15 protein-coding genes are annotated in these 22,939 nt (G+C 53.0%); all 15 read right to left on the reverse strand.

Annotated elements, in window-relative coordinates; all coding sequences use genetic code 11:
- Positions 1-49: 49 nt before the first annotated feature.
- The 15 genes from KF749_12890 to KF749_12960 all read right to left on the reverse strand — a co-directional run bounded on the left by KF749_12890 (position 50) and on the right by KF749_12960 (position 22,833).
- Positions 50-3,217, reverse strand: a complete 3,168-nt coding sequence (locus KF749_12890) for a hypothetical protein (GenBank protein MBX2992046.1) — start codon at positions 3,215-3,217, stop codon at positions 50-52.
- 571 nt (positions 3,218-3,788) lie between these two features.
- Positions 3,789-4,418, reverse strand: a complete 630-nt coding sequence (locus KF749_12895; GenBank protein MBX2992047.1) for a T9SS type A sorting domain-containing protein — start codon at positions 4,416-4,418, stop codon at positions 3,789-3,791.
- A gap of 1,528 nt (positions 4,419-5,946) precedes the next feature.
- Positions 5,947-7,428 (reverse strand): T9SS type A sorting domain-containing protein, encoded by a 1,482-nt coding sequence (locus KF749_12900; GenBank protein MBX2992048.1) that lies wholly within the window; start codon positions 7,426-7,428, stop codon positions 5,947-5,949.
- 240 nt (positions 7,429-7,668) lie between these two features.
- Entirely contained in the window at positions 7,669-8,325 is a 657-nt protein-coding gene (locus KF749_12905) for a response regulator transcription factor (protein ID MBX2992049.1), read from the reverse strand.
- A gap of 43 nt (positions 8,326-8,368) precedes the next feature.
- Complete coding sequence (locus KF749_12910) at positions 8,369-11,347, reverse strand: ATP-binding protein (GenBank protein ID MBX2992050.1); 2,979 nt, start codon at positions 11,345-11,347, stop codon at positions 8,369-8,371.
- A 177-nt stretch (positions 11,348-11,524) separates the two neighbouring features.
- Positions 11,525-11,884: a T9SS type A sorting domain-containing protein gene (locus KF749_12915; protein MBX2992051.1), complete on the reverse strand. Its 360-nt coding sequence runs from the start codon at positions 11,882-11,884 to the stop codon at positions 11,525-11,527.
- A gap of 239 nt (positions 11,885-12,123) precedes the next feature.
- Positions 12,124-13,707, reverse strand: coding sequence for a hypothetical protein (locus KF749_12920; GenBank protein ID MBX2992052.1), 1,584 nt, complete (start codon positions 13,705-13,707; stop codon positions 12,124-12,126).
- A gap of 76 nt (positions 13,708-13,783) precedes the next feature.
- A complete protein-coding gene (locus tag KF749_12925; GenBank protein ID MBX2992053.1) occupies positions 13,784-14,470 on the reverse strand; it encodes a T9SS type A sorting domain-containing protein in 687 nt (228 codons plus the stop codon).
- A gap of 38 nt (positions 14,471-14,508) precedes the next feature.
- A complete protein-coding gene (locus KF749_12930) occupies positions 14,509-17,193 on the reverse strand; it encodes a hypothetical protein (GenBank protein MBX2992054.1) in 2,685 nt (894 codons plus the stop codon).
- A 286-nt stretch (positions 17,194-17,479) separates the two neighbouring features.
- Positions 17,480-18,667: a T9SS type A sorting domain-containing protein gene (locus KF749_12935; protein ID MBX2992055.1), complete on the reverse strand. Its 1,188-nt coding sequence runs from the start codon at positions 18,665-18,667 to the stop codon at positions 17,480-17,482.
- 272 nt (positions 18,668-18,939) lie between these two features.
- Positions 18,940-19,386: a hypothetical protein gene (locus KF749_12940; protein ID MBX2992056.1), complete on the reverse strand. Its 447-nt coding sequence runs from the start codon at positions 19,384-19,386 to the stop codon at positions 18,940-18,942.
- Positions 19,387-19,438: 52 nt separating this feature from the next.
- A complete protein-coding gene (locus tag KF749_12945) occupies positions 19,439-20,848 on the reverse strand; it encodes a M20/M25/M40 family metallo-hydrolase (GenBank protein MBX2992057.1) in 1,410 nt (469 codons plus the stop codon).
- Positions 20,849-20,940: 92 nt separating this feature from the next.
- On the reverse strand, positions 20,941-21,957 hold the full coding sequence (locus tag KF749_12950) for an NAD-dependent epimerase/dehydratase family protein (GenBank protein MBX2992058.1): 1,017 nt from the start codon (positions 21,955-21,957) through the stop codon (positions 20,941-20,943).
- A gap of 115 nt (positions 21,958-22,072) precedes the next feature.
- Complete coding sequence (locus KF749_12955) at positions 22,073-22,483, reverse strand: response regulator (protein ID MBX2992059.1); 411 nt, start codon at positions 22,481-22,483, stop codon at positions 22,073-22,075.
- Between the two features lie 74 nt (positions 22,484-22,557).
- Positions 22,558-22,833, reverse strand: a complete 276-nt coding sequence (locus tag KF749_12960; GenBank protein ID MBX2992060.1) for a hypothetical protein — start codon at positions 22,831-22,833, stop codon at positions 22,558-22,560.
- Between the last annotated feature and the right edge of the window lie 106 nt (positions 22,834-22,939).

The raw sequence follows: 22,939 nt of genomic DNA on the forward strand, positions 1-22,939 counted from the left end.
CAGAGAACCTCTTCAACTTCAATACCCCATTCGGGGGGATGTTGGCAACTCATGAGCTAACGCGCTGAACGGGTATTGTAACTTCGATGCTGGTTCCCTTTCCCGCTTCGCTTGTGAGAGCAAACTGACCTCCCACCTCTTCAGCCCTGGTCTGCATGTTCATAAGTCCCCGGCCCCTGCCCGCGCCTTCCGAGCACTTCCCATTGCCGTCGTCTCTAACGATAAGTTGTACAGAGGCATCAATCACTGTGAGGTCAACCCATACGTTTTTTGCACGCGCATGCTTCACGCTGTTGGTTACTGCCTCCTGTGCAATCCGCAGCAGGTTCAAGGATTGAATGGGTGTAAGGACAAGTTCCGCCGCTGCGTCGGCTGTAAAGTGCAGCTTCGGCCTCTTCCGGTACTTGACGATATTGCCGACATGCTGCTCAAGCGCGGGTACGAATTTTTGCCACGGCATCTCGTTTGTCGAAAGCGCCCATATCGTTTCCCGCAACTGCCCGATGCCGGCGCGTGCATCATCGTGCAGGGAAGAGAGCAGCTTGCCGGTTTGTGTTGTGCCCGACTTTGCATACTTGCCCGCCAACTCAAGACCCGATACGAGTCCGACCAGACTTGAACCAACGCTATCGTGCAACTCTCGCGAAATCCGATCCCGTTCGCGTTGGATGGCCTTCTGGCGTTCCAGTTCTTCGACCTTCTTCTTGAGTCTTCGGATAGAAAAGAAGCGCACCGCTCCGATTAATGTTACGGCAATCAGGATCCCCGCCAGAAATCTGAACCACGCCGTCATCCAAAACGGCGGCGCGAGTACAATCTGCAGTGCTGTTCCGTGATCATTCCATGTACCGTCGTTGTTCGATGCTTTCACCCGAAAAACATAGTCTCCCGGCTCCAGGTTGCTGAAGCTCGCGTACCTCCGGTTGCCTGTATACACCCAGTCGGCGTGGATTCCCTCCATCATATACGCGTATCGGTTCTTCTCCGGCTCGCGGTAATCAAGAGCGGTGAATTCGAAGGAGAGGAAATTCTCATCATACCGCAGCCGCACCTGCCGCTTGAACGAAATGGACGTGTCCAGCGGGACTTCCTTCTCGAACACCTTGAAGGATGAGATGACGACGGGAGGCGGTTTCGTGTTCATCCGAATGCTGTCCGGATGAAAGTGGATGAACCCGTTCACGCCGCCGAAATACAACCGTCCGTCAGCGCCTTTCGACGCGGCGTTGACGTTGAACTCGGTAATGGCAAGATGAGTGCCGCTGTGGAAGTTGGTAAAAGTTCGCGTCGAGGGATTGAATCGGGAAAGTCCCCCTTGCGTGCTGAGCCATATATCTCCGGCGTTATCCTCGACGATTGCTTGGACCACCTTGTGAAGAAGCCCCGCCTGCTCATCGAAACACTCGAACGCTCCTGTGGCGCGATTGCCGGATGAAAGCAATGCAAGTCCACCCAACGTTCCAATCCAGATGTTGCCGGCCCGGTCTTCGAATGTAGAGGTAATGCGTTCATTGCAGGTCGCAGAGCGGAACTGAACAAATGTGCCCGATGCGGGAATCAGTTTGTTGAGACCTGCGCCGAAGGTCCCTATCCACACTTCTTTTTGATGGCTCCGTTCGCTGATAACGAGGGAGAAGACATCTTCCTGACTCATGCTGTGAGGATCGGATAGGCCGACAGGGTACGTGTGAAATCGCCCAATGTCGAGAGAATCCAAATGGATTCGGGAGAGTCCCCCTGTCATGCCGAGCCAGAGATAGCCATCGCCGTCATCGCGGATCACACGCATGAGGTTGGACGGGAGAGTGAAAGGCCATGCCGAATCTTTGGAAAATCGCGTGAAGGATTCGCGCCTCGCGTCAGCACGAAACAGTCCGCCCGGATGTGCCCACAAACCGACCCACAACGTTCCACGCCGATCTTCATGAAGAGCTTTCACATAAGGATCAGGAAGCTTCCCGGTGTCGTTGCGGCCAACCGGATATTGGTGGAAGTGGAACAGCAATGAGTCTGCCGGTTCTCGCGAGCGATGCAAACCTCCTTTTCTTGTGCCGACCCAAAGAGTGCGGCTGCGGTCTTCTAGGATTGCGGTAACATCGGCATCGCGCAAGCTGCTCCGATCATGCGGATCGTAGCCGACGAAACGAAATGGATAAGAGTTGCGGAGCGTCTTGTCTATGCCGCTCGTGAGAAATCCGAGCCACGTTACTCCGGAACGATCGACAAGAATCGAAGTAATCCAATTGCTTCCCGGGCCGTCGGGGTGTGCTGGATTGTGCGCATGTTGGGTGATGCGGCGGCGGTGGATATCCACCTCAAACAATCCTTTCGTTGTTGTCCCGACCCAAAGTACTCCTGGCTCCACCTCCGTCATTGTCCAGACCGGCTCTTTTTGCAGGGAAGAGTTGGACAAGAATTGCTCTCCTCCTGAAAGAAACGTGTTTCTCTCGTAATCCAGCAGTCGCACTCCTTCCTCAGTCCCCACCCACACAATCCCGGGCATACCCGTGACTTCAGCGAAGGAAAACACGGTTCCTTCAGTTCGCCACGTACCGAGGATTGTTGCCGACTCGCCAGGTCCATGTTGAGCGTGCCTCATTCGAGTGATACTCTTCGCGCCGCCTGCCCACAGGTTTCCTCGGGAATCCTCGAACAGACTCTGCACTCCTCCAGGAACAAGCATGGCGCGGTTGGCTGCATGATCAAGAAGTTGCTGTGCGGAAAGATGCAATGAGTCGGCAGGAAGGCGGAGAAGTTTGCCGTTTTGAAATCCGATCCAGATTCCGCCACTCTGTTCACGAAGTAAAATCGCCGCAGGGGGGACTTGGGCAGATCGAAATTGCGAATCGATACGAAGGTGCTCGAAGGAATCAGTAACAGGATCGTAGACATCCACTTGACCGGGAAGGAGGCTAACCCACAACCGTTGGCGCGTGTCCTCTGCAAGGCCGACAACATAATTATCCGCGAGAGATGTTGAATCTGAAGGATCGTGGCTGTACGGGCTGAAGGAGTGCCCGTCATACCTGTTCAAGCCATATTGCGTTCCGATCCAGAGAAATCCTCTGCGATCTTGGAGGAGGCACAACGCACTGTTCTGTGATAACCCTTGTGCCGTGCCGAAATGATGGAACCTGAGCGGTTGCGCAGAAGCGTCGCTCGTGAAGAGGTAAACGGCACTCAGCGCGAGTACAATTCGGGAAAGGTGATCAGACATGGGAAAGAACAAATCGTATGGAATTTGGATCAAGTTCGTGAGAATGGGATGAAAGTTCAATAGTGGGGGGAGCGCCCTTGCCGGGTCCGCTCGGCGGTTGGTTCGCAATCTCTCCCTCATTTGGGAATTTACTGCCTCCAACTGACCAGATGAAATCTCCGGATTGTGATGCTTAATCGGAAGGAGCCGAGCAGGGCAACAAGGATCAAGGATCGAGTGGTGGGCATGATGATGGAATGTAGAGGAGATGGGTGAGAAAATCCAACAAAAGTCCCGACAAGGGATGGTTCGGATTTTTGGAAGCTCTGTTTTGGGAGCCAGCGAAATCCGTATTTGTCCAGGAGAAAGGAGTAGGTGGTTCCGCGTCACGAACCGTCGACCGGGGACAGCTGCTGGAATATCACGTTCTGCTGCTGCGACACAATGACGCTCGCGCCAAAAAGAGCGACAAGTGTCAAGGAACGGTGGAAACGCATTGTGGTAAATTGTAGGGGAGATTAGGGAGAATCTCAATAGAAAGTCCCCGGACTTTTCGACCCGGGACTTTCCAAGAACGTGTTCCTGATGATGGTTAGCGCAGAAGAAGAAGGCGCTTTGACTGCATGAACTCGCCCGCTTGCAAGCGGTAGAAATACACGCCACTCGCCATCCCCGTCGCATCCCACGTTACCTCGTAGCTACCCGTCCCCTTCAGTTCATTCACCAGCGTTGCGACTTCGCGGCCGAGGATATCGTACACCTGTAGAGAGACACGACCGTGCGTCCCTACAGGAATGGAAAACCTGATGTTTGTGCTCGGGTTGAACGGGTTGGGATAGTTCTGGTGAAGCATGAATTCCGCCGGAAATCTAGTGCCGCCGCCTTCACGGACATCAGTGATCACCTCTCCAACAGGTCGCCGCCACACGCCGTGGCCGACAGTAGCGACATACAGATGTGTCCCAGTCGAACGGACGCCTCGCAGGCGAAGCGTCGGCAATCCCGCATTCGACGCAAGCCATGTCTGCCCATTGTTCGTCGACACGTACATGCCCGAATCTCTCGACGAAGCGAAGAGCGTGGCCGTATCTTGTATCGCGATGAAATCCACTTCCACTCCCGTCATTCCCGTGTTGGATGGCGACCACGCAACGCCGAAGTTCGTTGAGCGATAGACACCATTTGTTGTCCCTGCAAACATGGTGTTGCCAATGAACCGCATGTGACGCGGGGTTACACCGGTACCGAGAACAGTCGAAAACCAATTCGTACCGTTGTTGGTTGTTCGTAAGACGGCCCCTTCAGAAGCTCCGATGAATACTGTTCCGGCACCGCCAATGGCAACACAGGTGGCGGCAAACGTGGTGAACCCGCTCATGATCTGTGTCCAGGATTCCCCGTCGTCGGTGGATCGGTAGACACCGTCAGTTACGGCTTGCGTCATAAAGACGTCCGTTGTTCCACGGGTTGCTATGCCCGTGCAAGGAAAAGGCGGACTTCCGAACGAGCGTGACCAACTTGTGCCGTTGTTCGAGGATTTGTACAAACCATCGTCTTCAGTGCCGGCAAACCATGATGAACCTCTGGTGGCAAACTGAAGCACGCTGGGAATGGAATAGACGCTTTCAAAGCCTGAATTCCGCGCCGACCAGGTGAACCCGCTGTCGCTTGAGACGAAGAACCCTCCGCCATACGTTCCCACCTGCCACTCTGCCCCGCCGGATGTGAACGAGAGGTTTGTCACCCACGATTTTGCAAGTCCGCCGGACGACCTTATCCAGGTGGTACCGGCGTTCGACGAGCGGAAAATGCCGCCGCCCCACGTTCCCACAACAACATCGCTGCCTGCCGTGGCAATTGATTTTGTCCATCTCGGAATGAGGCCGTCGTTGCGCAGGGTCCAGGAGGTTCCATTATTTGTCGAGACGTAGACACCCGCAGTCCACGGCGACGTGCCCACTTGAAACACCGCGGGCACATAGAGCGCGGTTGGGGTTACCAGGAGGTCTTGAATTCCCCTTGGCAGACCGGTGATCTGCGACGAGGTCCAACTCGTACCGTTGTCCGTGGATCGTGCAACCCGTGCCGCGCCTGCCCGTTCATACGCGGCGTACAGTGTTGTGCCGTCACTCTTAAGAATCCTGACGGACGTTGGGAGTGGTTCGGTCCATGCAAGTGACCACGTTGCACCGTTATTTGTAGAGCGGTACACAGCACTGTCATTGAGGCCGGCAAACATCGCCCCACCGTGGGCTATTGCCACTATTGGAGAAAACGGGAGATTCCCGATGATATTCGTCCATGAAGCTCCGCCATCCGTCGTCCAGAATAGTCCGTTTGTTGATGGAGCAAACACCTGTGTGCCGCTTGCGTACACTCTGTTGAATGGTGCACTGAAGGCCTGAGTCCACGTCATTCCGTCATCGCTCGAACGATAAATCCCGGCTGCAGAGCCTCCGCCAAAGGTAGAGGCAAACAACATCCCCTGAGCCGCGGCAAGTTGGATGGGAAACGCCGGGACTGGCCCCCGTCGGTTCCATGTCATCCCGTTGTCGGAAGAAGTTAAGATGTCGCCATCGGCTGCCGCACAAGCGATGTAACTTCCGGCATTGGTGATTGCGACAATGTCGCCCGCCTCGGGGCCTCCCATCGGAGTCCATTGGGCTTTCAGCGAAAAAGGAACAAGCAAGATGAGGATGAGTAAGATGCGTTTCATGGGTTCTCCTGAAATGAGATTATTCAGACCACTCCTATCGGACGAGCATGAGTTTCCTGGTGGCAGAAGAAGCCCCTGTCTGCATTCGGTACAGGTACACTCCGCTCGCAAGATCACGGGCATCGAAGTCAACTGCGTGCGTGCCCGGATTCATTTGTTGAGAGACGAGCGTGCGCACTTCCATTCCGAGCAGATCGTACAGCTTAAGCGACACGAACCCGGCTTGCGGGATGGAGAATTTGATGGTGGTGCTTGGATTGAAAGGATTAGGATAGTTCTGCATTAGCAAAAACCCTTTTGGAACCTCATCAGGATTCTCCCTGACATTCAACGGCGATGCGGACTGACTATCATAGAAGACCTTGCGAGTTGCTCCATCCAAACCAACCCAAATAACTCCGACATCTCCACCGACACTCGGATACTCGATGATTCTGGGGAGATAGTATCTTGATGACCACTGAGGCGGATGGTCGCTGATACGGCGGCGACCGCGCACGGTTGTGGGCGTAGTCTGTTCAAGATAAAGATACATAAGCCGATCGTTTGCCGTGGCGGCGCTATCGGCAACGTAGATGAAATCCACGCCATCAGAATAGTGGGCAGCATCAAACCAATACTCGCCGATACTCGTTCCAGCAAGAGTGAACGCGGGAGCAAAAGTCACACCGAGGTCCGTGCTCACGCGGCACCGGATGTTCGAGTCCTCGCCGATGAGCGGTTCCCGCTGTATGAAGAACCATACAACATTCCCCGACCGGACACATTGATGTTCCCGTCTCCTGTACGTCGTGTCCTCGTCAATAATCCTGTTATCAATGGTTTCAAGGAGACTGTTGTTTTCGCGCAAGCGCCGCAAGGCGATCATTGAGCGGGACGTATCAGTACTAACCGGACTGTAATAACTGACGAAGAGAGTATCCCGACGACCGAAGACAGTGTTGATGTATGCACGCGGATGGGCACCGTCTTGTGAAAATACTTGCGCGCCCCAAATGGCACCGTAGTCGGTACTGCGAAAAGTAAATATCTGGTTGGTCTCCGGATTGTGGACGAAGGCGTAGAAATTGCCGTTGGCCGATGCGACCACATCGAAATCTTGCATGGGGGGAACAACACCCGTAACGTTTCTGATAATCGCGGTCTCCACATTCCAGCAGTACAGGTCTCCACCGCTCAGAAAGAACAGGTAGAGCGAGTCATTGGCTCCCCGTATCATCTTGGTGTTGCTGACAAGGAGAGAAGGAGAAACAGACGATGCTGTTGACCACGTAACACCAAAATTGGTCGTACGGTAGGTGACGATCCCGCGGTTTGGAATAAGCCCTGTATCGGGGACGGCAATGAACGCGGTCCCATTTGCCCTTGCCGCACCAGACGAGCGACCAAGGGGCTCGCGTTGAGTTATTGCGAAATCACCCCCCCATCGCGGGCTTATTGGCGGCAGAAACTCATGCGGCTCTGGAACGACCTTGGGCTCAAGAGAAGATTCTTGTGAATGTGCTGATGCAACCAAGACAGAAATCAGGAGGAAATGGAGACAGTAGGAGAAACGCATCGACGAACCCGTAATGTTGGTTGGGAGATTCTTCCCGAGCTACTTCTATCTCATTTCAAGGAGCGCCGGGATGCCAGAAAAAATACACGACAAACGGCATCCTCACAATTACGCAAATGCGTGTATTGTGCGGCCGGTGAGTTTGCCACAATGACACAAAAAGAAAAAAGAGCTTGAGGTCTTTCGGGTTAGACTGGATTAGAGCAGGTTCTCTTTGAGGGCTTTGGCAACGGCACCGCTGCGGGAATGGACTTGAAGTTTCGTATAGATTCCCCGCATGTGCATGTCGATGGTGTGAAAGCTGAGAAAGAGCTTGTCGGCAATTTGTTTCTTTGAGAGGCCGTCAACGAGACACTGGAGAATCTCGCGCTCGCGTGCCGTCAGGCCATAGTTGCCTTTCGGGGCGGCAAGGCGGGAAAACATGTCTACTACTTTTGCTGCAATCTGCGCGTTCATCGGCGCCCCGCCGTTCAGGACTTCCTGCAGCGAAGTCATGATCCTGTCAGTCGACTCGCTTTTAAGCAGATAGCCGGAAGCGCCTGCGCATATCGCCCGAAAGATCATGTCGTTTTCATCGAAGACCGTGAGCATAACGACACGCGTTTCGGGGGAAATGGCCTTCACCCGCTGCACCCCCTCAATGCCGTTCATTCCCGGCAAACCGATGTCCATCAGTATAATATCGGGGAAGGCGGAACGATGCAATTCCTCAAGCGCCCCCTCGCACGAGGAGAACGCATGTTCAAATTGCAGCGCGGGTGTCTGGCGGACAAGCTCGGAGATGTTCTCCCGGTACGAGTCGTTGTCCTCCACGACCCACACGGTGAGCTGCGTGGTCTCGGGATTCGTCATCATAGCGTCAACATAGGCAACGAAGCCGACTGCGGCAATTACGCATTTACGTTATTCGTGTAGTGAGCGTGATTCTCGTCCCGCCGGCGGGAGTTGCTGCCACCGTGAATTGCGCCTTCAGGATATCCGCCCGCTCCTGCATGTTCCTCAACCCACTGCCATTGGTTGCCGAAGCAGGATTGAAGCCTTTCCCGTCATCCTCGATGGTGATGGCAAGATTGTCGCCTTCAACTGCAACGGCAATCGACACATTGCCGGCACGGGCATGCTTTGCGATGTTTGTCAGCGCCTCTTTGAAGATAAGATAGACATGCTGCCGCCATTCTAAATCCACCTTCCTGCCGACTGATTCATTCGGAAAACTGAGACTGTAGCGGCATCCCTCCAACAATGTCGCCGCCGTATCTTTCATCCGGAGAAACAGATCATCGATGGAATCGTTGCCGGGCTTGATCAGCCAGACGATGTCCTTCATGTCCTTGACGGTATCCAACGCAACAGAGGAAATTTCCGAAAGTTTTCTTTGTTCCTTTTCACCGAGTCCCCGCTGCCTCTTTAACAAGTCGCTTGCCATCGCAATACTGCTGAGGTTACTGCCGATTTCGTCATGCAGATCGCGGGCAATGCGTGAGCGGAGCCGCTCGATTTCGAGCAATCGTCGCACTCGTGCCCGAACAACCGTCGTGACAACCCCTCCTCCTGCCAACACGACGAGTGCAATGAACCACCACGTTGCCCAGAACGCAGGGTGTACGCGGATGTGAACCGCCAACTCATTATTGTTCCAGACACCGGTAATGTGCGATGCCTTCACCCGGAAAACATACTCCCCGGATGGAACGTACGCATAGTTCACGGAACGCCTTCCTCCCGCATGGATCCAATCCTTGTCGATTCCTTCCATCATATACGCATACCGGTTCTTTGACGGGTTGGAGTAATTGAGAGCGGCGAATTCGAACGAAAAGACATTTTCATCATGATTCATTTCGATCGATGTGACATCAGCGATATCCTTGTCAAAAACGGTTTTCTTTCCGAGTTTGTAGAAGTCTGTCATGACTAACGGGGGGATCGTAGGATTGTCACCGACCTGTGCCGGATGAAAGCGTGTTACACCGTTCGGTCCTCCAAAGAGAAACTCTCCGTTGCGCAAACGGCAAAAGGAGCGCCTGTTGAATTCGTCTCCGGCGATTCCGTCTTCGCGGGTAAAATTCCTGAACTTCCTTCCTTCAGGTTGATTGTCATCAAAAAGCACGAGCCCGTCATTGGTGCTGAGCCAGAGCCTCCGCAGATCATCCTCCAGTATGCCGTACACCCACGAATTCGGGAATCCCTCTTGTTCCAGATACCGTTTGCATATGCCGGTGTTGGGGTTGATCCTATTTAACCCGTTGCTGGTACCGACCCACAATGTTCCTGACGTATCACCGGGACTCTCCAGGACAGTCCAGACATTATCATTGCTCAGACTTGAAGGATTGCCGGGTTCGTGCCGGTATCGGAGAACAGTTTCTGTTCGGGGATCAAACCGGACAAGCCCTGATCCGACAGTTCCGAGCCAGACAAGGCCGGTGAGGTCTTCATAAACGGAGGCATACTCCAATTCCGGAATCCGGTAGGAGACAACGTTGGCAGGGTTGTCGCTGCGGAGCTTCAACAACTTGCCGCGGAGCGGAAGCCAGACTGACCCATCCCGGGCCTCACACATGGACTCAACCCCGTTTGCCACTCCATCGTTCATCAGAATGCCGCGAACGGATGTCATGAGCTTGGTTGTCGGATCGTAGATGTTGAGTCCGCCGTGGCTACCAATCCAGACCCTACCATCCCTTGTACACACGAGAGATCGGATATTGTCGTTTCTCAGACTGCGGGGAGTTTGCGGTTCGTACCTCAAGCTCGTGAAGGTACCGGCCTTGGGGCCGTGTGTGTGCAACACGGAGACTCCTGCCGAAAACGTGCCGAACCAAATGTCTCCGGTCCCATCCTCGACAATCGGAATGACAAAGCTGTCACCGAGGTTCCTGGATTTGTCCGGTGAACTGCGATAAACGGAAAACGCGGGGGAGAATCTATCGAAAAGGTCCAAGCCCCTGTATGTCCCCACCCAGAGCGAGCCTGAAGCATCCTCAAAGATTGTCGTAACCACATCATGGCTGAGACTTGTCGGGACCATCGGATCATGCCGAAACAGTTCCACGTTCCCCGTCCCCCGGCGCAATCGCGCCAACCCTTGGTACGTTGCTATCCAAAGGTCGCCCTGAGAGTCCTCCCTGAGCAATCGCACATCGAGATGAGCCGCGGAAGCAAAGACTCCATTCTCAATGCGAAGAAGTCCCGTCAATGTGCCTATCCACACTACTCCCTTCCTGTACCGGCTGGGCTCCACTGCGGTTACAGCTCGTCCCCCAACGTTGTACGATTCGGTAACACTCCGACTAGCAAGATTGATTTTGTAGACTGCAGAATTATCCCGGGCCCAAACATGGCCGTTGCTTTCTTCAGCAAGCACTTGAAGGGGACCCTTCAGCGTTTCTCCCGCGTGACTGACGTGAATTTCACTAACGGCACCGGTAACCGGATCGAGCAAACCGAGCGAGCTCCCCGGAACCCAGAATGTTGTCGGTTCGCCGCTCTTCGATGTGTGCATTCCTCCCGCATGAGAAATCCCCCCCAAGCGCATGAACGATTCCGAAGCCCGATCGAACCGATCCAAACCCTTTTCCGTCTTTATCCACAGGACATGATTGCTATCTTCAAACAACGCGACAATCCAACTGCTGCTGAGAGAACGGGGATTCCCGGGGTTATGGCGGAATACTTTGAACTCGACGCCGTCGAACCGGTTAAGCCCGTCATGTGTTCCAATCCAGATGAAGCCTTTGTGATCCTGTAGAATGGCGTTAATGGATCCTTGTGAGAGCCCGTCTTCCACACGGAAGTGCCGGAAGTTCAATTGCGCCGGTTGTTGCCCGAAAGCAACTCCGCCAAGAAGAACAAGAACCAGACTCAGAAAGAGCATGCGGTCAAAAGGGCTAGCGATAAAGGAAAGACTAAGAGAAGATAGAGAATGATGAGCGAATCGGCAAGTGAACGGCTAAGAATGCGAAACGCAAAGGCCGGCATTTCGCCGGCCCGGGTTACCCAGTGCAAAGTGATGCTACCTCAACAAAGCGACTATTCGTTCCTTGCTGCTTTCTCAGCGAAGGAGCACGAGTTTCCGCGTGTGTACAAATTGTCCCGACTGAAGGCGGTAGAAATACACGCCGCTTGCCAACCCTGAGGCATCAAATCGTACTGACCTGAATCCTGCCTCCGCAAACTCGTTCAAGAGTGTCGCCACTTCCTGGCCGAGGATATTGTAGATTCTGAGGGTAACGTATGCCGGCTTTGGCAGCGAGAACCGGATGGTCGTGCTCGGGTTGAATGGGTTCGGGTAGTTCTGTCCGAGCAAGAAGCTTTGCGGAATGGCTTGTGTTTGCTCAACACCGGTGATATTCGTAGCGCGGTAGATCCCCTCGCCATTACTTCCAATAAGAAATGCAGTAGCAACTGGCAAAGCGCTCCCGGAATTAGTAACGGCCACAGTCTGCTTCTCGCGCGGTGGACCATGATAATCTTCAACAATCTCGCACCTTTCCATAATCCCAAAAATGTCAACCCCAAAAACAGAAGGGACCCCTATCACGAGTAAGACATCCGAGTCAGATATTACTTGTGCTTTTTTCCAATACCCACTGTTGGGACCGCACTGTACCCATTCGTTTCCCCCAACCTTTGCAACCGATTGCGCCGGCACTAGCTTGAATGTTCCACTGCCCCAAGTGCCGCAAAGAACTCGGGTAGCAAGGCTATCCCCCGCATCTGCAAGGCGCTATCGCGAGCGGTTATTGTTGTTACATTCAGATTCGTCAGCCCGGTATTGAACTCCGCCCACATGCTGCCATTGTCCGTCGAGCGGTAGACGCCCCTGCTTGTCCCGAAGCCGGAACCAACGCCTGTTGCAAGGTAGACTGTGTCTCCATCGAACGCGATGTCGGCAATCTTTTGGACAGTAGGGATATTTATTTCAGTCCAAGTGTTGCCGTTGTCTGTCGAGCGGTGGATGTATGAGCCATAATCTGCAAAGAGATGCCCCTGGTCGTTGCATGCGATAACGTTCGTGTACCATACGTCCCCGCTTTGTGTCCACGTCGCGCCCTGATCGGTTGAGCGAAATCTGCCGGAGGCTGTTCCGACAAACACAGTGCCGTTGGGACATACCGAAATAGAGTTGATGAATTGAACAGGTATGAACCCTGTTTCACTCCATGTCAGGCCGGCATCGGTCGATCGGAACACACCGGCGTACAGCGTCGCTGCATAGAGAGCACCGTTGGGCGCTTCCGCAATAGATGTCACATGCGTATTGTTCATACCGTTCACGACCTGAGTCCATGTGTCGCCCGGACTGAGAGTGCCATTGGAGCGATACGTACCCATCCCGGCACTTCCGGCAAGAACCACGTTTCCTGACACAATGATTCTCATGAAGCCAATGTCGGGCACACCGGTTTGCTGTGTCCACGTCGTGCCATTGTCAGTGGACTTGAAAAGACCGCCAGCCCCGGCTGCGTAGATGCCGTTGGAGGTGAAGGTGAGATCCGCATACCCCTCGCCGGGCGGCGGCATCAGGTCCGTCCAGTTGTCTCCATTGTTTGTCGAGCGGTACATGGTAAACCCATCCGATGCAAAGATGTCACCGGAGGGACTCACAGCTACCACCTCCATCTGCATGACCCCGGTGATGCCGTTGTTGATTGCCGTCCAGTTTGCGCCGTTGTCCGTTGAGCGAAACACTCCGCCGCCGTAGGTTGCCGCAAAGAGATAACCGTTGCTCAACTTTACATCAAGAGATCGAACACTCGTGTTTGTGAGCCCGTTGTTGATTGCGCTGAATGTCGTTCCGTTGTTCGTAGACTGATATACACCAAACGCAAAACCGCCCGCGAGGATATTACCGTTGGAAAGTACGAGCAACACATCGACAGTTCTGTTGTTCAAGGAGTTGACGATCTTTTGCCACGTCGCCCCGCCATCCGTTGAGCGGAGAAATCCGGGGCTTGCGCCGACGAAGATATCACCCGCGGAGTTGAGAGCAACCGACCGCGGGTCAATGATAAGCGTGTCATTGTAGATCTGTACCCATGCGTCGCCGTTGTTGGTTGTCTTGAAGATGCCTCCAAGGTACGTCCCGGCATAGATGTTTCCACTTGCATCTTTGGCCAGATCATTGATCCACCCGCCGTAGGGCCCGACGGCAGTCCACTGCTGACCAAAAGCAACGCTCGCTGATGAAAACATGAGCAACACAAAGTAGAACACCCTGTGAATCGCATTCATGGTTGGCTCCTATGAGGTTGTGTACAAAACGTTAGGCTGAAGATCTCGTCGTTTCATGAGCAAGCCCCCCCGAGAATTACTTTACCAACAGCATCTTTTTGACATCAACAAACAGAGCGCCGGCATCGTCAGCCCGAGCCTCCAAACGGTAGAAATACACGCCGCTTGCCAACGCCGAAGCATCAAACCTGACAGACTTGAACCCAGCATCCACGATCTCGTTCAAGAGGATCGCCACTTCCTGACCGAGAATGTTGTACACCTTCAGCGAAACGAAGGATACTCGCGGAATTCCAACACGTATCGTTGTTGAAGCGTTGAACGGATTGGGATAGTTCTGCGCAAGAGTGAACTCCGCCGGCATGCCCGGTTCATTCGGCTCGTGCACATCGACGGTGTTCTGTACGAATATCGAATCGTCGATCGTTCCATTATTTCCGTGGTCAATGTAGATTCTGACGGGCTCAGCCAGATTGTTCCAGTTCGGAACGATGATGTGTGAGGACGTCGCGCTGAGGTTTACTGTCGGTTGAATGAAGAGTCTGCCAACCGCAACCGAGCCGTACTCAATCCGAAGCCCGTACGTTTTTGCCGGGCCGACGTTCACGACCTTGTAATCATCGTCCCCTTCCTTGCCGAATTGCATCGAGTCGTTCTGCGCCAGAGCGCAGTCGGAGATTGTATACGTCTTCTCGGCTGTCGAGTCAATGATGAAGATGGTCCCGACGGTGACGCTCTTCGACTGCGGGTCCAGGTTGCGCATGGAAAGCTTGCCGTCGAAGGCAAAGCCATCGGTTTGACTCAGCGTAGCGCCTGACTCTTCGATACGTGAAGACAGTAGAGTCCGTCACGATGGAGTTGAGAGACGGAATCGGAGAAGTCACTCATCATGATCGTGTAGGACGTCTCCGGCAGGTGGTAAAAGTAGGGAGGTGTCAAGCTTCCTGTCGCAGGAATATAGGGAACTGCTCCCGGCATTGCATCAATCAACACGCTATCCGAGTACCCTATTTGGTTCCCATTGGCATTGGTAATGATGATGGATGCGTTTAGAGGCGGATACAGTTGAAGAAAGACTGTACCTGAAATGCGGGAGAACCTCGAAGGACCAAGGCTCGGAGGATCAAGGTATGTGCTTACCCTATCGGTCAAGAAGAGCTTCTTGTTGCCTCCCCAACCGGGGTAAAGAGAATACGTCCACGCTCCAAGATTCCCGTTAGCCGATGTGTCAACCCTGATTTTTGCAGTGTCTGTATTATGGAAACTGTTGTCATACACATAAATCCAATACACGGCCGGGTTTATGGAATCCTTTGCAATTCCATATGGCACTATGGCGTGACCACCACTTTCAGGACCGTTGTGGTTGAAAAGGAGACCTGCGTGGTCAGCTTCATCGCTCCACAATATCTGCTTCAATTCGTTTACTGTTTGGTTCGGGGTCTTCGTGTGCCATAATGGCATCACTTCCCGCCGATGTACCTCCCCCGTTTGGTGAAGCCACAACTCATTGATGATCTTTCGTGTCGAATCATTCAAGGCCACACTCACCAGACTTTCAAACATTGGCATGGACGGAAACCTGACCCGGAAAGCCACACTGTCTTCGAACGCAAGTAGTGTCGAGATTGCGAACCCAAAACATGAACCTGCCCAAGGTCCTTTCCACGTATTCCACTTGAATTCATCTCTGTATCTTGCTTCAACGGTGCTCCAATAGGTTCGCTTAATCCCGAACGTCTGAACAAAGAGCGGCCAGTCAACAAAATCTTCAGACGCCGCTGTATTGAATGGGTAGATATTTGGGTATTGACGACCGGTATATGGATCACTGCCGTTCCGGTAATCAAACTGCGTATACCACGCGGGCGGCCACATGTTGGCTTCCTCGTTGCCAAAATTCCACCTGTCGCGTTCAAAACGAAATCGCTCGTAGTTGCCATCCGCATTCAGGCGGTGAAGCACGTAGCCCTTTATTGTGAAGTCGTAACTTGTATCAACGATGCTTGCGTTTGAACTTTGTTGAATCCGGATCGCACACTTGCGCGAGAGGATTGTATCGGGCACAGACCAAACATAACGCCCTGAAGCAGCTGGATAGTTAGTAACAATTGATCGAAACAGCGCTCCACCACCGGTGGTGTCTGTCCTAAACTCGATACTCACAAAATCGAGGCCCGGGAATCCATTCCAGATGATTGCGGTATCTGTGCCTGCTACCCACTCAGCACCCGCTCGTGGATTTACGAGTGTCAGAACGTCTCCACCAAGTGTACCGCCTGCCCGGACGCGTTGGGCATAGATGTCGCTCCCGGGAGAATTGCGGAAATCATTCCAAGCCATAATTGCCCCGCTACGACTACTCACAATGAGCGGACCACTTTGAATTTGAGGGGCTGTGGAAATAGCAACCCCTTCTGCCGCCCATTGTGTGTTGCCCATAGCATCTATCCGGTGCGCATAGACATTGTAATTTCCCAGGCCCGCACGAACATCCGACCAACCGATGATACCGCCCCCTGCGCCATCACCTGCTATCGATGGGTTGATTTGTGTAAATGCTGATGGCGAGAGCGGAACTCCGTCAATTGCCCAATGAGTCCCTGCGTCACTAACACGTTGGGCATAGACCTGATATCTCGTTCCGATTCTGAAATCCATCCATGTAATGATAGCACCGCCCGCACCATCGTAGGCGAGTTTCGGAAACGTCTGCAGGTTGGAAGCGGTGCAAACCGCAATTCCATTCGTCGTCCATTGAGTTGATCCGGCCGAATTTACGCGTTGTGCATAGATGTCAGATGTCCCCCCGCGCTCGTCTTGCCACGCTATGATAGCTCCTCCAAGACCATCGCTTACTATGGCAATATTGTATTGCAGTCCGGCGGCCGTACAAATCGCAACACCGTTGGCACTCCACTGACGGACACCAGCTGCGTTCAAACGTTGGATATAGACATCATCAGCACCACTGCGTTGATCCCGCCACGCAACAATTGCGCCGCCTGCGCCGTCGCTCATGATAACCGGATGGGATTGTGTTCCTGCTGCCACCACGACTGTATCGCTATTCACCGGCCACAGAAGTGCGCCGCTTTGATTGACCCGTTGGGCATAGATATCACCATCGGTTCGAGTATCTTGATACACAATAATTGCACCGCCGGCATCATCACTGGCAATTGCAGCCATCGCATGTTCGGCCAAATTCGTCGAGAGAGCCACCCCATTCGTCGTCCATCGGACAACGCCTGCACTGCTTACTGATTGTGCATAGATTTGGCTGTAATCAACTCGTCGGTCTTGCCAGGTCACAATAGCGCCGCCATCACCATCCGTCGTTGCTTGGGAGAACCCCGCGCCGAATCCTGTTCCGATCGCAACCGGTACCCCATTGGTCGTCCATCTCACAAGGCCAGAGACGTCGATTCGTTGACCGTAAACGTCCGTAAGACCCGAGCCTCTTCGGGAGTCATCCCAAACCATGATCGCGCCTCCTGAACCGTCACTGACCATTGAGCGTATGATTTGATCGGCCGGCGCTGTCGATATCGGATTGTTTTGATTCGAGTCGGTGGACCACTGGGCGGGAGAGGTGTTGTAAATAAGGAAAACAGTGCAACATAGGATGGCTCTACGTGTTAGGACTTGCGTACCCTTCTGAATGTCAGGGAACAAGGCAGGCGTGGCGACGGAAAGTCTCATAGAGCCGCTCCGATAAAATTTTTAAAAGAACGCAGTTAGCTCGTTCAGCTAATTGGATTTACCAAGTTTACTTGATCAATACAAGCTTCTTCGTTTGCACAAGACTCCCTGAACGGAGTTGGTAGAGATACACGCCACTTGGAAAGCCGCTTGCATTCCAAGTGACCCCGTAGATGCCCGGTGCTTTCACCTCGTTCACCAGCGTTGCCACCTCCCGACCCAACACATCAAACACCTTGAGCGAGACAAATCCGAAATTGGCCCCGCCTGCCGGACGGGCAGGAATTCGGAATTCGATATGCGTCGCCGGGTTGAACGGGTTGGGATAGTTTTGTTCGAGTTCGAAGACATGAGGACGTTCGGTCTCTCCTACGCTCAATGTGGGGCCGCCACCATTTGTCGTTCTGAGAATAACTCCCGTATCACCAACTGCAAATCCGGAATCGGAATTTGTGAAGTACACTCCCCAAAGCATCGCGTTTAATCCGCTCGGTTGATTCAACCATGTCTCACCACAGTTCGTTGTCTTGAGGATAGTTCCTGCGCCCCCTACTGCCCAGCCTGTACGGGAGTCGGTAAAATGCACAGAGTTAAGACTAATCTGGCCAATATTGCTCGTCTGCCAAGTGGTTCCACCATTTGTCGTTTTCATGATGATACCACTGCCAACAGCAAAGCCTGTGTCTTGATTGGCAAAAAAAACGTCATGCAGCTGAGCCGACGTCAGGTCAACCTGATTTACCCAAGTACCGCCGTTGGTTGTCTTGAGGATCCGCTCAGGCATGCCGAGGTTGCGGTTTACAGCCCATCCCGTATCAGCATTGATGAAGAAAATAGATGACCACCACGGACCAAGCCCGGATGTTTGGTTCGTCCAAGATGAACCGCCGTTGACTGTTTTTCTTATGATGTTCGTTTGACCGGTAATCCATCCTGTAGAGGGACTCACAAAGAACACCGATGTGAAGTTATTGTTGACTCCGCCTACTGATAGGTCTTCCCAACTCACTCCGCTATCACCGGTTCTGAATATTTTACCGTTGACCCCAACAATCCAAGCATGATGACGATCCACAAAGTGAGCGCCAGTAAAGATTGTATTGAACACACTGTCGAACGCCGTCCAATTTTGTCCTGCATCAGTGGTTCTCACGATTGTGCCATAGCCTCCTCCCCTTATAACTCCGACGGCAACTCCCGTATCCGAGTCAGCGAACGACACCGAATAATAGGGCCCCCGCGAGGGTGAGGGCATACGAGACCACTGGGAAAGAGTCACGTCCATGTTCAGGAAAAGCAGGATTGAAGTAGCGCAAATCCATCTCATAACTCCTCCCTCTTATTTAGTAAGGAAAAAGAACGAACTATCCCTGATGGAAAGCCAATACAACTGATCTGCAGATTGAGAAGTATAGTGCGGGGTTTCGGACAATATAACTGCCGGTGCGGGTCATGTCAAGCAAATACAAAAAAAAGCCGGACTTACAATCCGGCCTGTGATCAGAAACAAGATATACGCGCCAGAACTCAATCGCTCACACTCTTTTTAAGAAGCCGCCTGCTGAGTGCGGTGATTTCCTGTACCGCAGCGGAGCCGTACCAGGGATGCAGTTCCATAACAAGTCGTCCCGCTTGAATCGCGGGGTCGGTTTCGGTGAGAGCTTTTGCTTCTTCCACCGTCTCGACGTTGAAGATGTAAATGCCGCGGATCTCGCCGTTGTCAAGAAACGGGCCGGCAAGAATGAGTGTGCCTTCGTTCGCCATCCGTTCGATGTTCTTGAGATGAGCACGCTGGAGATTTGCAGCCGTCACGGAATCCTGACTCCGGTTGGGGCCGCGCTTCAGGAATGCCATCACGTACTTCTTCATCCCGTATTGATCGGCGTTGAGACGGCGGGCAAGCACGGAGTCGTACTGCACTGTCTCCTGCGTTTGCGCCTGACCGGAATGAAGATAAAACAAAGTCGCAAGCATCAAAGTACAACCAAGCAGAGTCTTAATTCTTTCCTCCAAGTATTGATTCATGCTACAACCCTTCTTCCGAAATCAAATAGCTCAGCAACGCCGCAACAATCGCCCCCATCTCAAGCTCTCTCGGATTTATCTTGTCTATCGTATCGTTGTCGGAATGATGATAATCGAAGTAGCGGTGATTTTCCGGCACAAGCCCGAAGCCTGGGACACCGGTATTCACCAGCGGATCGATGTCAACTCCGGCATACCCGATGTTGATCTTTCCGGCATCGAGCATATCGAAGAGAGGTTTCCAACGAAGGATTTTGGCAAGCAACGTTGAGTCCCATTTCACGTTGAACCCCCGCGGCGCATGTCCGCCTGCATCGGATTCAAATGCGGCGATATGTGTCTCGCCTATTCGTTCCGGCGCAACGGGATACGCATTGCCTCCGCGTGTTCCGTTCTCTTCATTCATAAACATCACGGCACGGATGGTTCTCTTCGGCTTCACGCCGATTTTCTTGAGAAGATTCAACGCCTCGATCGCCTGCATGCAACCGGCACCATCATCATGCGCACCGTGTCCCTTGTCCCACGCATCAAGATGCCCGCCAAGGACGATAATCTCATTTGGTTTTTCAGAACCTGTTATCTGCCCGACAACATTTGCAGATTCCGCATCGGGATGTGTTTTTGGTGTGAGTTTGAGATGAACTTTTACGGATTTCTGTTTCGACAGCAGGTCACTCAGGTAATTCGCGTGCAACGTACTAATAGCGGCTGCGGGGATTTTTTTGATTGTATCGGCATAATGCATGACGCCCGTATGAGGAACATCGTCGATGCGTAGCGTCATTGAACGGACAAGCACTGCCACGGCGCCCACCTTCGCAGCTTCCATCGCCCCCCGTCCCCGCTGATCAACCGCCCCACCGTATGCTTCAAATGTGTTGAACTTTGTCGGATCCATCGGACGGTTGAAGAAGACGATCTTGCCTTTTGCCTTGTCGCCGAGGGAACGCAATTGTTCGAAGTTCTTTACTTCAATCACCTCCGCCTGAACCCCCTCTTCCGGCGTGGCAATGCTGCCGCCGAGCGCACACACGGCAAGCGTGTGCAATTTCATCGTCTGCGGTATACTTGATGCAGCGGGAATAATCCAGCATTCCTCTTCTCCCCTCTCCCAATGCGGTACCATCACTTTTTCAAGATGGACATTGTCAAAGCCGAGATCAACCATCATCTTCCGGGTCAGGTCAACGGCTTTTGCAGCACCTTCGGAACCACTGAGACGATGCGGCGCCTTTTCGCAGAGTTCCGTTAGAAACTTGTGCGCATCGCAATCTCGCAGGCCTGTCTGAAGAAGCTGTTTTGCAATATCGCCATACCTCGCTGTGAAGGTTTCGGGAGAAGTGTCGGAAGCAGACGTTTGCATGATCGTACTTGACGGTGATTGGGCGCATGATACGTTGAAGACCATGATTATGCCTGCAAAAAGGAGAATCTCTTTCATAACCTCAAGCTCGATGTTTGGTTTTACAAAGAACAAATAATGCGTCGCTGGCGAAAGTATTATGCGTAGCGTTTTCTGATTACGGGAATCAAATACTCGTTGAATGCACGTGCTTCGTCGAATTCAGGCCGCCAACCCCAGTCGTTCCGTGCGACAGAATCATCGACATCTTCAGGCCATGTGTCCACAATCGCTTGGCGCTTGTCGTCGGGTGAGAAGCGGATTTCGGCATCCGGAAATTCCTTCTTCACAATCTCGAAAATGCGTCCCGCCGAGGGACTGAAACTGCCGATGTTGTAAACGTTAGTCGAGAGTTTGTTTTTCGGGGCGTCATGCAGTTTGAGAAGAGCTGTGATGGCATCAGGCATCGCCATGAAAGGAATGCGGACATCCTCCCGGACGAAACACGAATATGCTTTCCCCTGCGCTGCCGCGTGCAACATTTCGGGGGCATAGTCGCTTGTACCGCCGCTCGGCACGGTAACGGCGCTGATCAATCCCGGAAACCGGATCGAGCGGAAATCCACGCCGCTTCCGGCATTATCCGACGCAAGCTGCCGGTAATGTTTCTCGTAATAGCGGCCGAGATGCTCGCAATACAACTTGTTGACACCGTACATCGTTGCCGGATAATTCCAATCTGATTCCTTCACCTTTCCTGCTTTCCTCTTCACTTCCTTGCTCGGCAATCCATACACCGCAATCGAGCTGGGGAACATGAACTTCACCGGCTGGCCGTGCCAGCGGGCTTGTTCGATGGCAAGCTTCAGCAGATTCAATGTCCCTTCAACATTTACACGGTGAGCCGCCTCCGGCGTAAACTCCGCACGCGTTGAGAGAAGCGCCGCGAGATGATAAATGCTGTGTACTTCGTACTCGCTTTGCATGCGCTCGAGCAGACGGGTTTCGAGAATATCGCCGACGATGACGTCGCTGCATTTGTGTTTCATTGATTCATCAATGGGACGTACATCGAGGGCGATAATGCTGTAGTTGCCGATTTTGGCCAGAGCGTCAATAAGGCCGTGCCCCATTTCGCCGTTGGCACCTGTGACAAGTACCGCAGGCTTGCGAATAGTTTCACTCATAGTGCATTCCGTTGCGAGAATTATAGCAAATGAAGGGTGATGCGAAGTAAAGAACGAGAAGGTGCAGAAGCAGAAAGCGACCCGCTTTCCAGGGCATTGCAATTCAGTTCATGGGCCCGGAGTGGCCCGGCAGAAACCGCGAGCGCTTGCCTTCGGGAGTCGTGAGATATTTGATCCATTTCTTCAGTTCGTCTGCCGGGCCTCCCTTGCTTACGAAGCCGTCATAGCGGGGATCACGGACGCTCTGCATTGTATGAGCATCGTTGTATCCGGACACGAACAGGAACGGCAACTTCTCGTATCGAGGATTAGCCCGCACGCAACGATGCAACTTTGCCCCGTCCATTACCGGCATATACACATCCGATACAATAATATCGGGATGAATTACCGACAGCTTTCGAAGCGCCTCGTCGCCGTTTTCCGCTGTAAGCACATCACAACCATCTTCGATCAGCAATTCGCGTACAAGCATTCTATACGCAGGCTCGTCATCAACAACTAAAACAGTCATTTCGTCTCCCCCAAGACTCATTGAACTCTCATTGAAACCGGATCGGACAACAAGTCCGTTCCTTCACGGCAACCTTATTTCGCTTCCCCTTCTTTCTTCACCTCTGCTTTTGCATCGGCTGATTTCTTCGCCGACTTCCCGGCCTTTGCTTCTGCCGGATCGCAATCCATCGCCGCCTTGTCGGAGCAATCGTTCTCAGCTTTCGCTGCCTTGCCGGTCATGCAGCAGCCCTGTGTTTCCTTCTTGGCTTCGGACTTCTTTGCAGTCTTTTCCCCTTTGTCGGAGGCGATAGCAAAGGAAATTGCAATGGCGAGAACGAAGGCAAAGATGGAGAGCAGTCTGGTTTTCATACGGTTGTTCCTTTTTTTGAATGAGGTGACGGTTTACAGATTGGTTTCAATATAACATAATTGTTTGAAGATTTCGACTGTTTTTTCAGATCAGATTCGGCAGACG

The sequence above is a fragment of the Bacteroidota bacterium genome, assembly GCA_019637975.1.
Lineage (GTDB): Bacteria > Bacteroidota > Ignavibacteria > UBA10030 > UBA6906 > CAADGV01.

What these genes read in the sequence shown, in the direction of transcription:
- KF749_12890 (MBX2992046.1), bottom strand. Translation starts at nt 3,217, where the DNA reads ATGTCTGATCACCTTTCCCGAATTGTACTCGCGCTGAGTGCCGTTTAC.
- KF749_12895 (MBX2992047.1), bottom strand. Translation starts at nt 4,418, where the DNA reads ATGCGGTTCATTGGCAACACCATGTTTGCAGGGACAACAAATGGTGTC.
- KF749_12905 (MBX2992049.1), bottom strand. Translation starts at nt 8,325, where the DNA reads ATGATGACGAATCCCGAGACCACGCAGCTCACCGTGTGGGTCGTGGAG.
- KF749_12910 (MBX2992050.1), bottom strand. Translation starts at nt 11,347, where the DNA reads ATGCTCTTTCTGAGTCTGGTTCTTGTTCTTCTTGGCGGAGTTGCTTTC.
- KF749_12920 (MBX2992052.1), bottom strand. Translation starts at nt 13,707, where the DNA reads ATGAATGCGATTCACAGGGTGTTCTACTTTGTGTTGCTCATGTTTTCA.
- KF749_12925 (MBX2992053.1), bottom strand. Translation starts at nt 14,470, where the DNA reads ATGCGCAACCTGGACCCGCAGTCGAAGAGCGTCACCGTCGGGACCATC.
- KF749_12930 (MBX2992054.1), bottom strand. Translation starts at nt 17,193, where the DNA reads ATGGTTTGGGATGACTCCCGAAGAGGCTCGGGTCTTACGGACGTTTAC.
- KF749_12935 (MBX2992055.1), bottom strand. Translation starts at nt 18,667, where the DNA reads ATGCCCTCACCCTCGCGGGGGCCCTATTATTCGGTGTCGTTCGCTGAC.
- KF749_12940 (MBX2992056.1), bottom strand. Translation starts at nt 19,386, where the DNA reads ATGCTTGCGACTTTGTTTTATCTTCATTCCGGTCAGGCGCAAACGCAG.
- KF749_12945 (MBX2992057.1), bottom strand. Translation starts at nt 20,848, where the DNA reads ATGGTCTTCAACGTATCATGCGCCCAATCACCGTCAAGTACGATCATG.
- KF749_12955 (MBX2992059.1), bottom strand. Translation starts at nt 22,483, where the DNA reads ATGACTGTTTTAGTTGTTGATGACGAGCCTGCGTATAGAATGCTTGTA.
- KF749_12960 (MBX2992060.1), bottom strand. Translation starts at nt 22,833, where the DNA reads ATGAAAACCAGACTGCTCTCCATCTTTGCCTTCGTTCTCGCCATTGCA.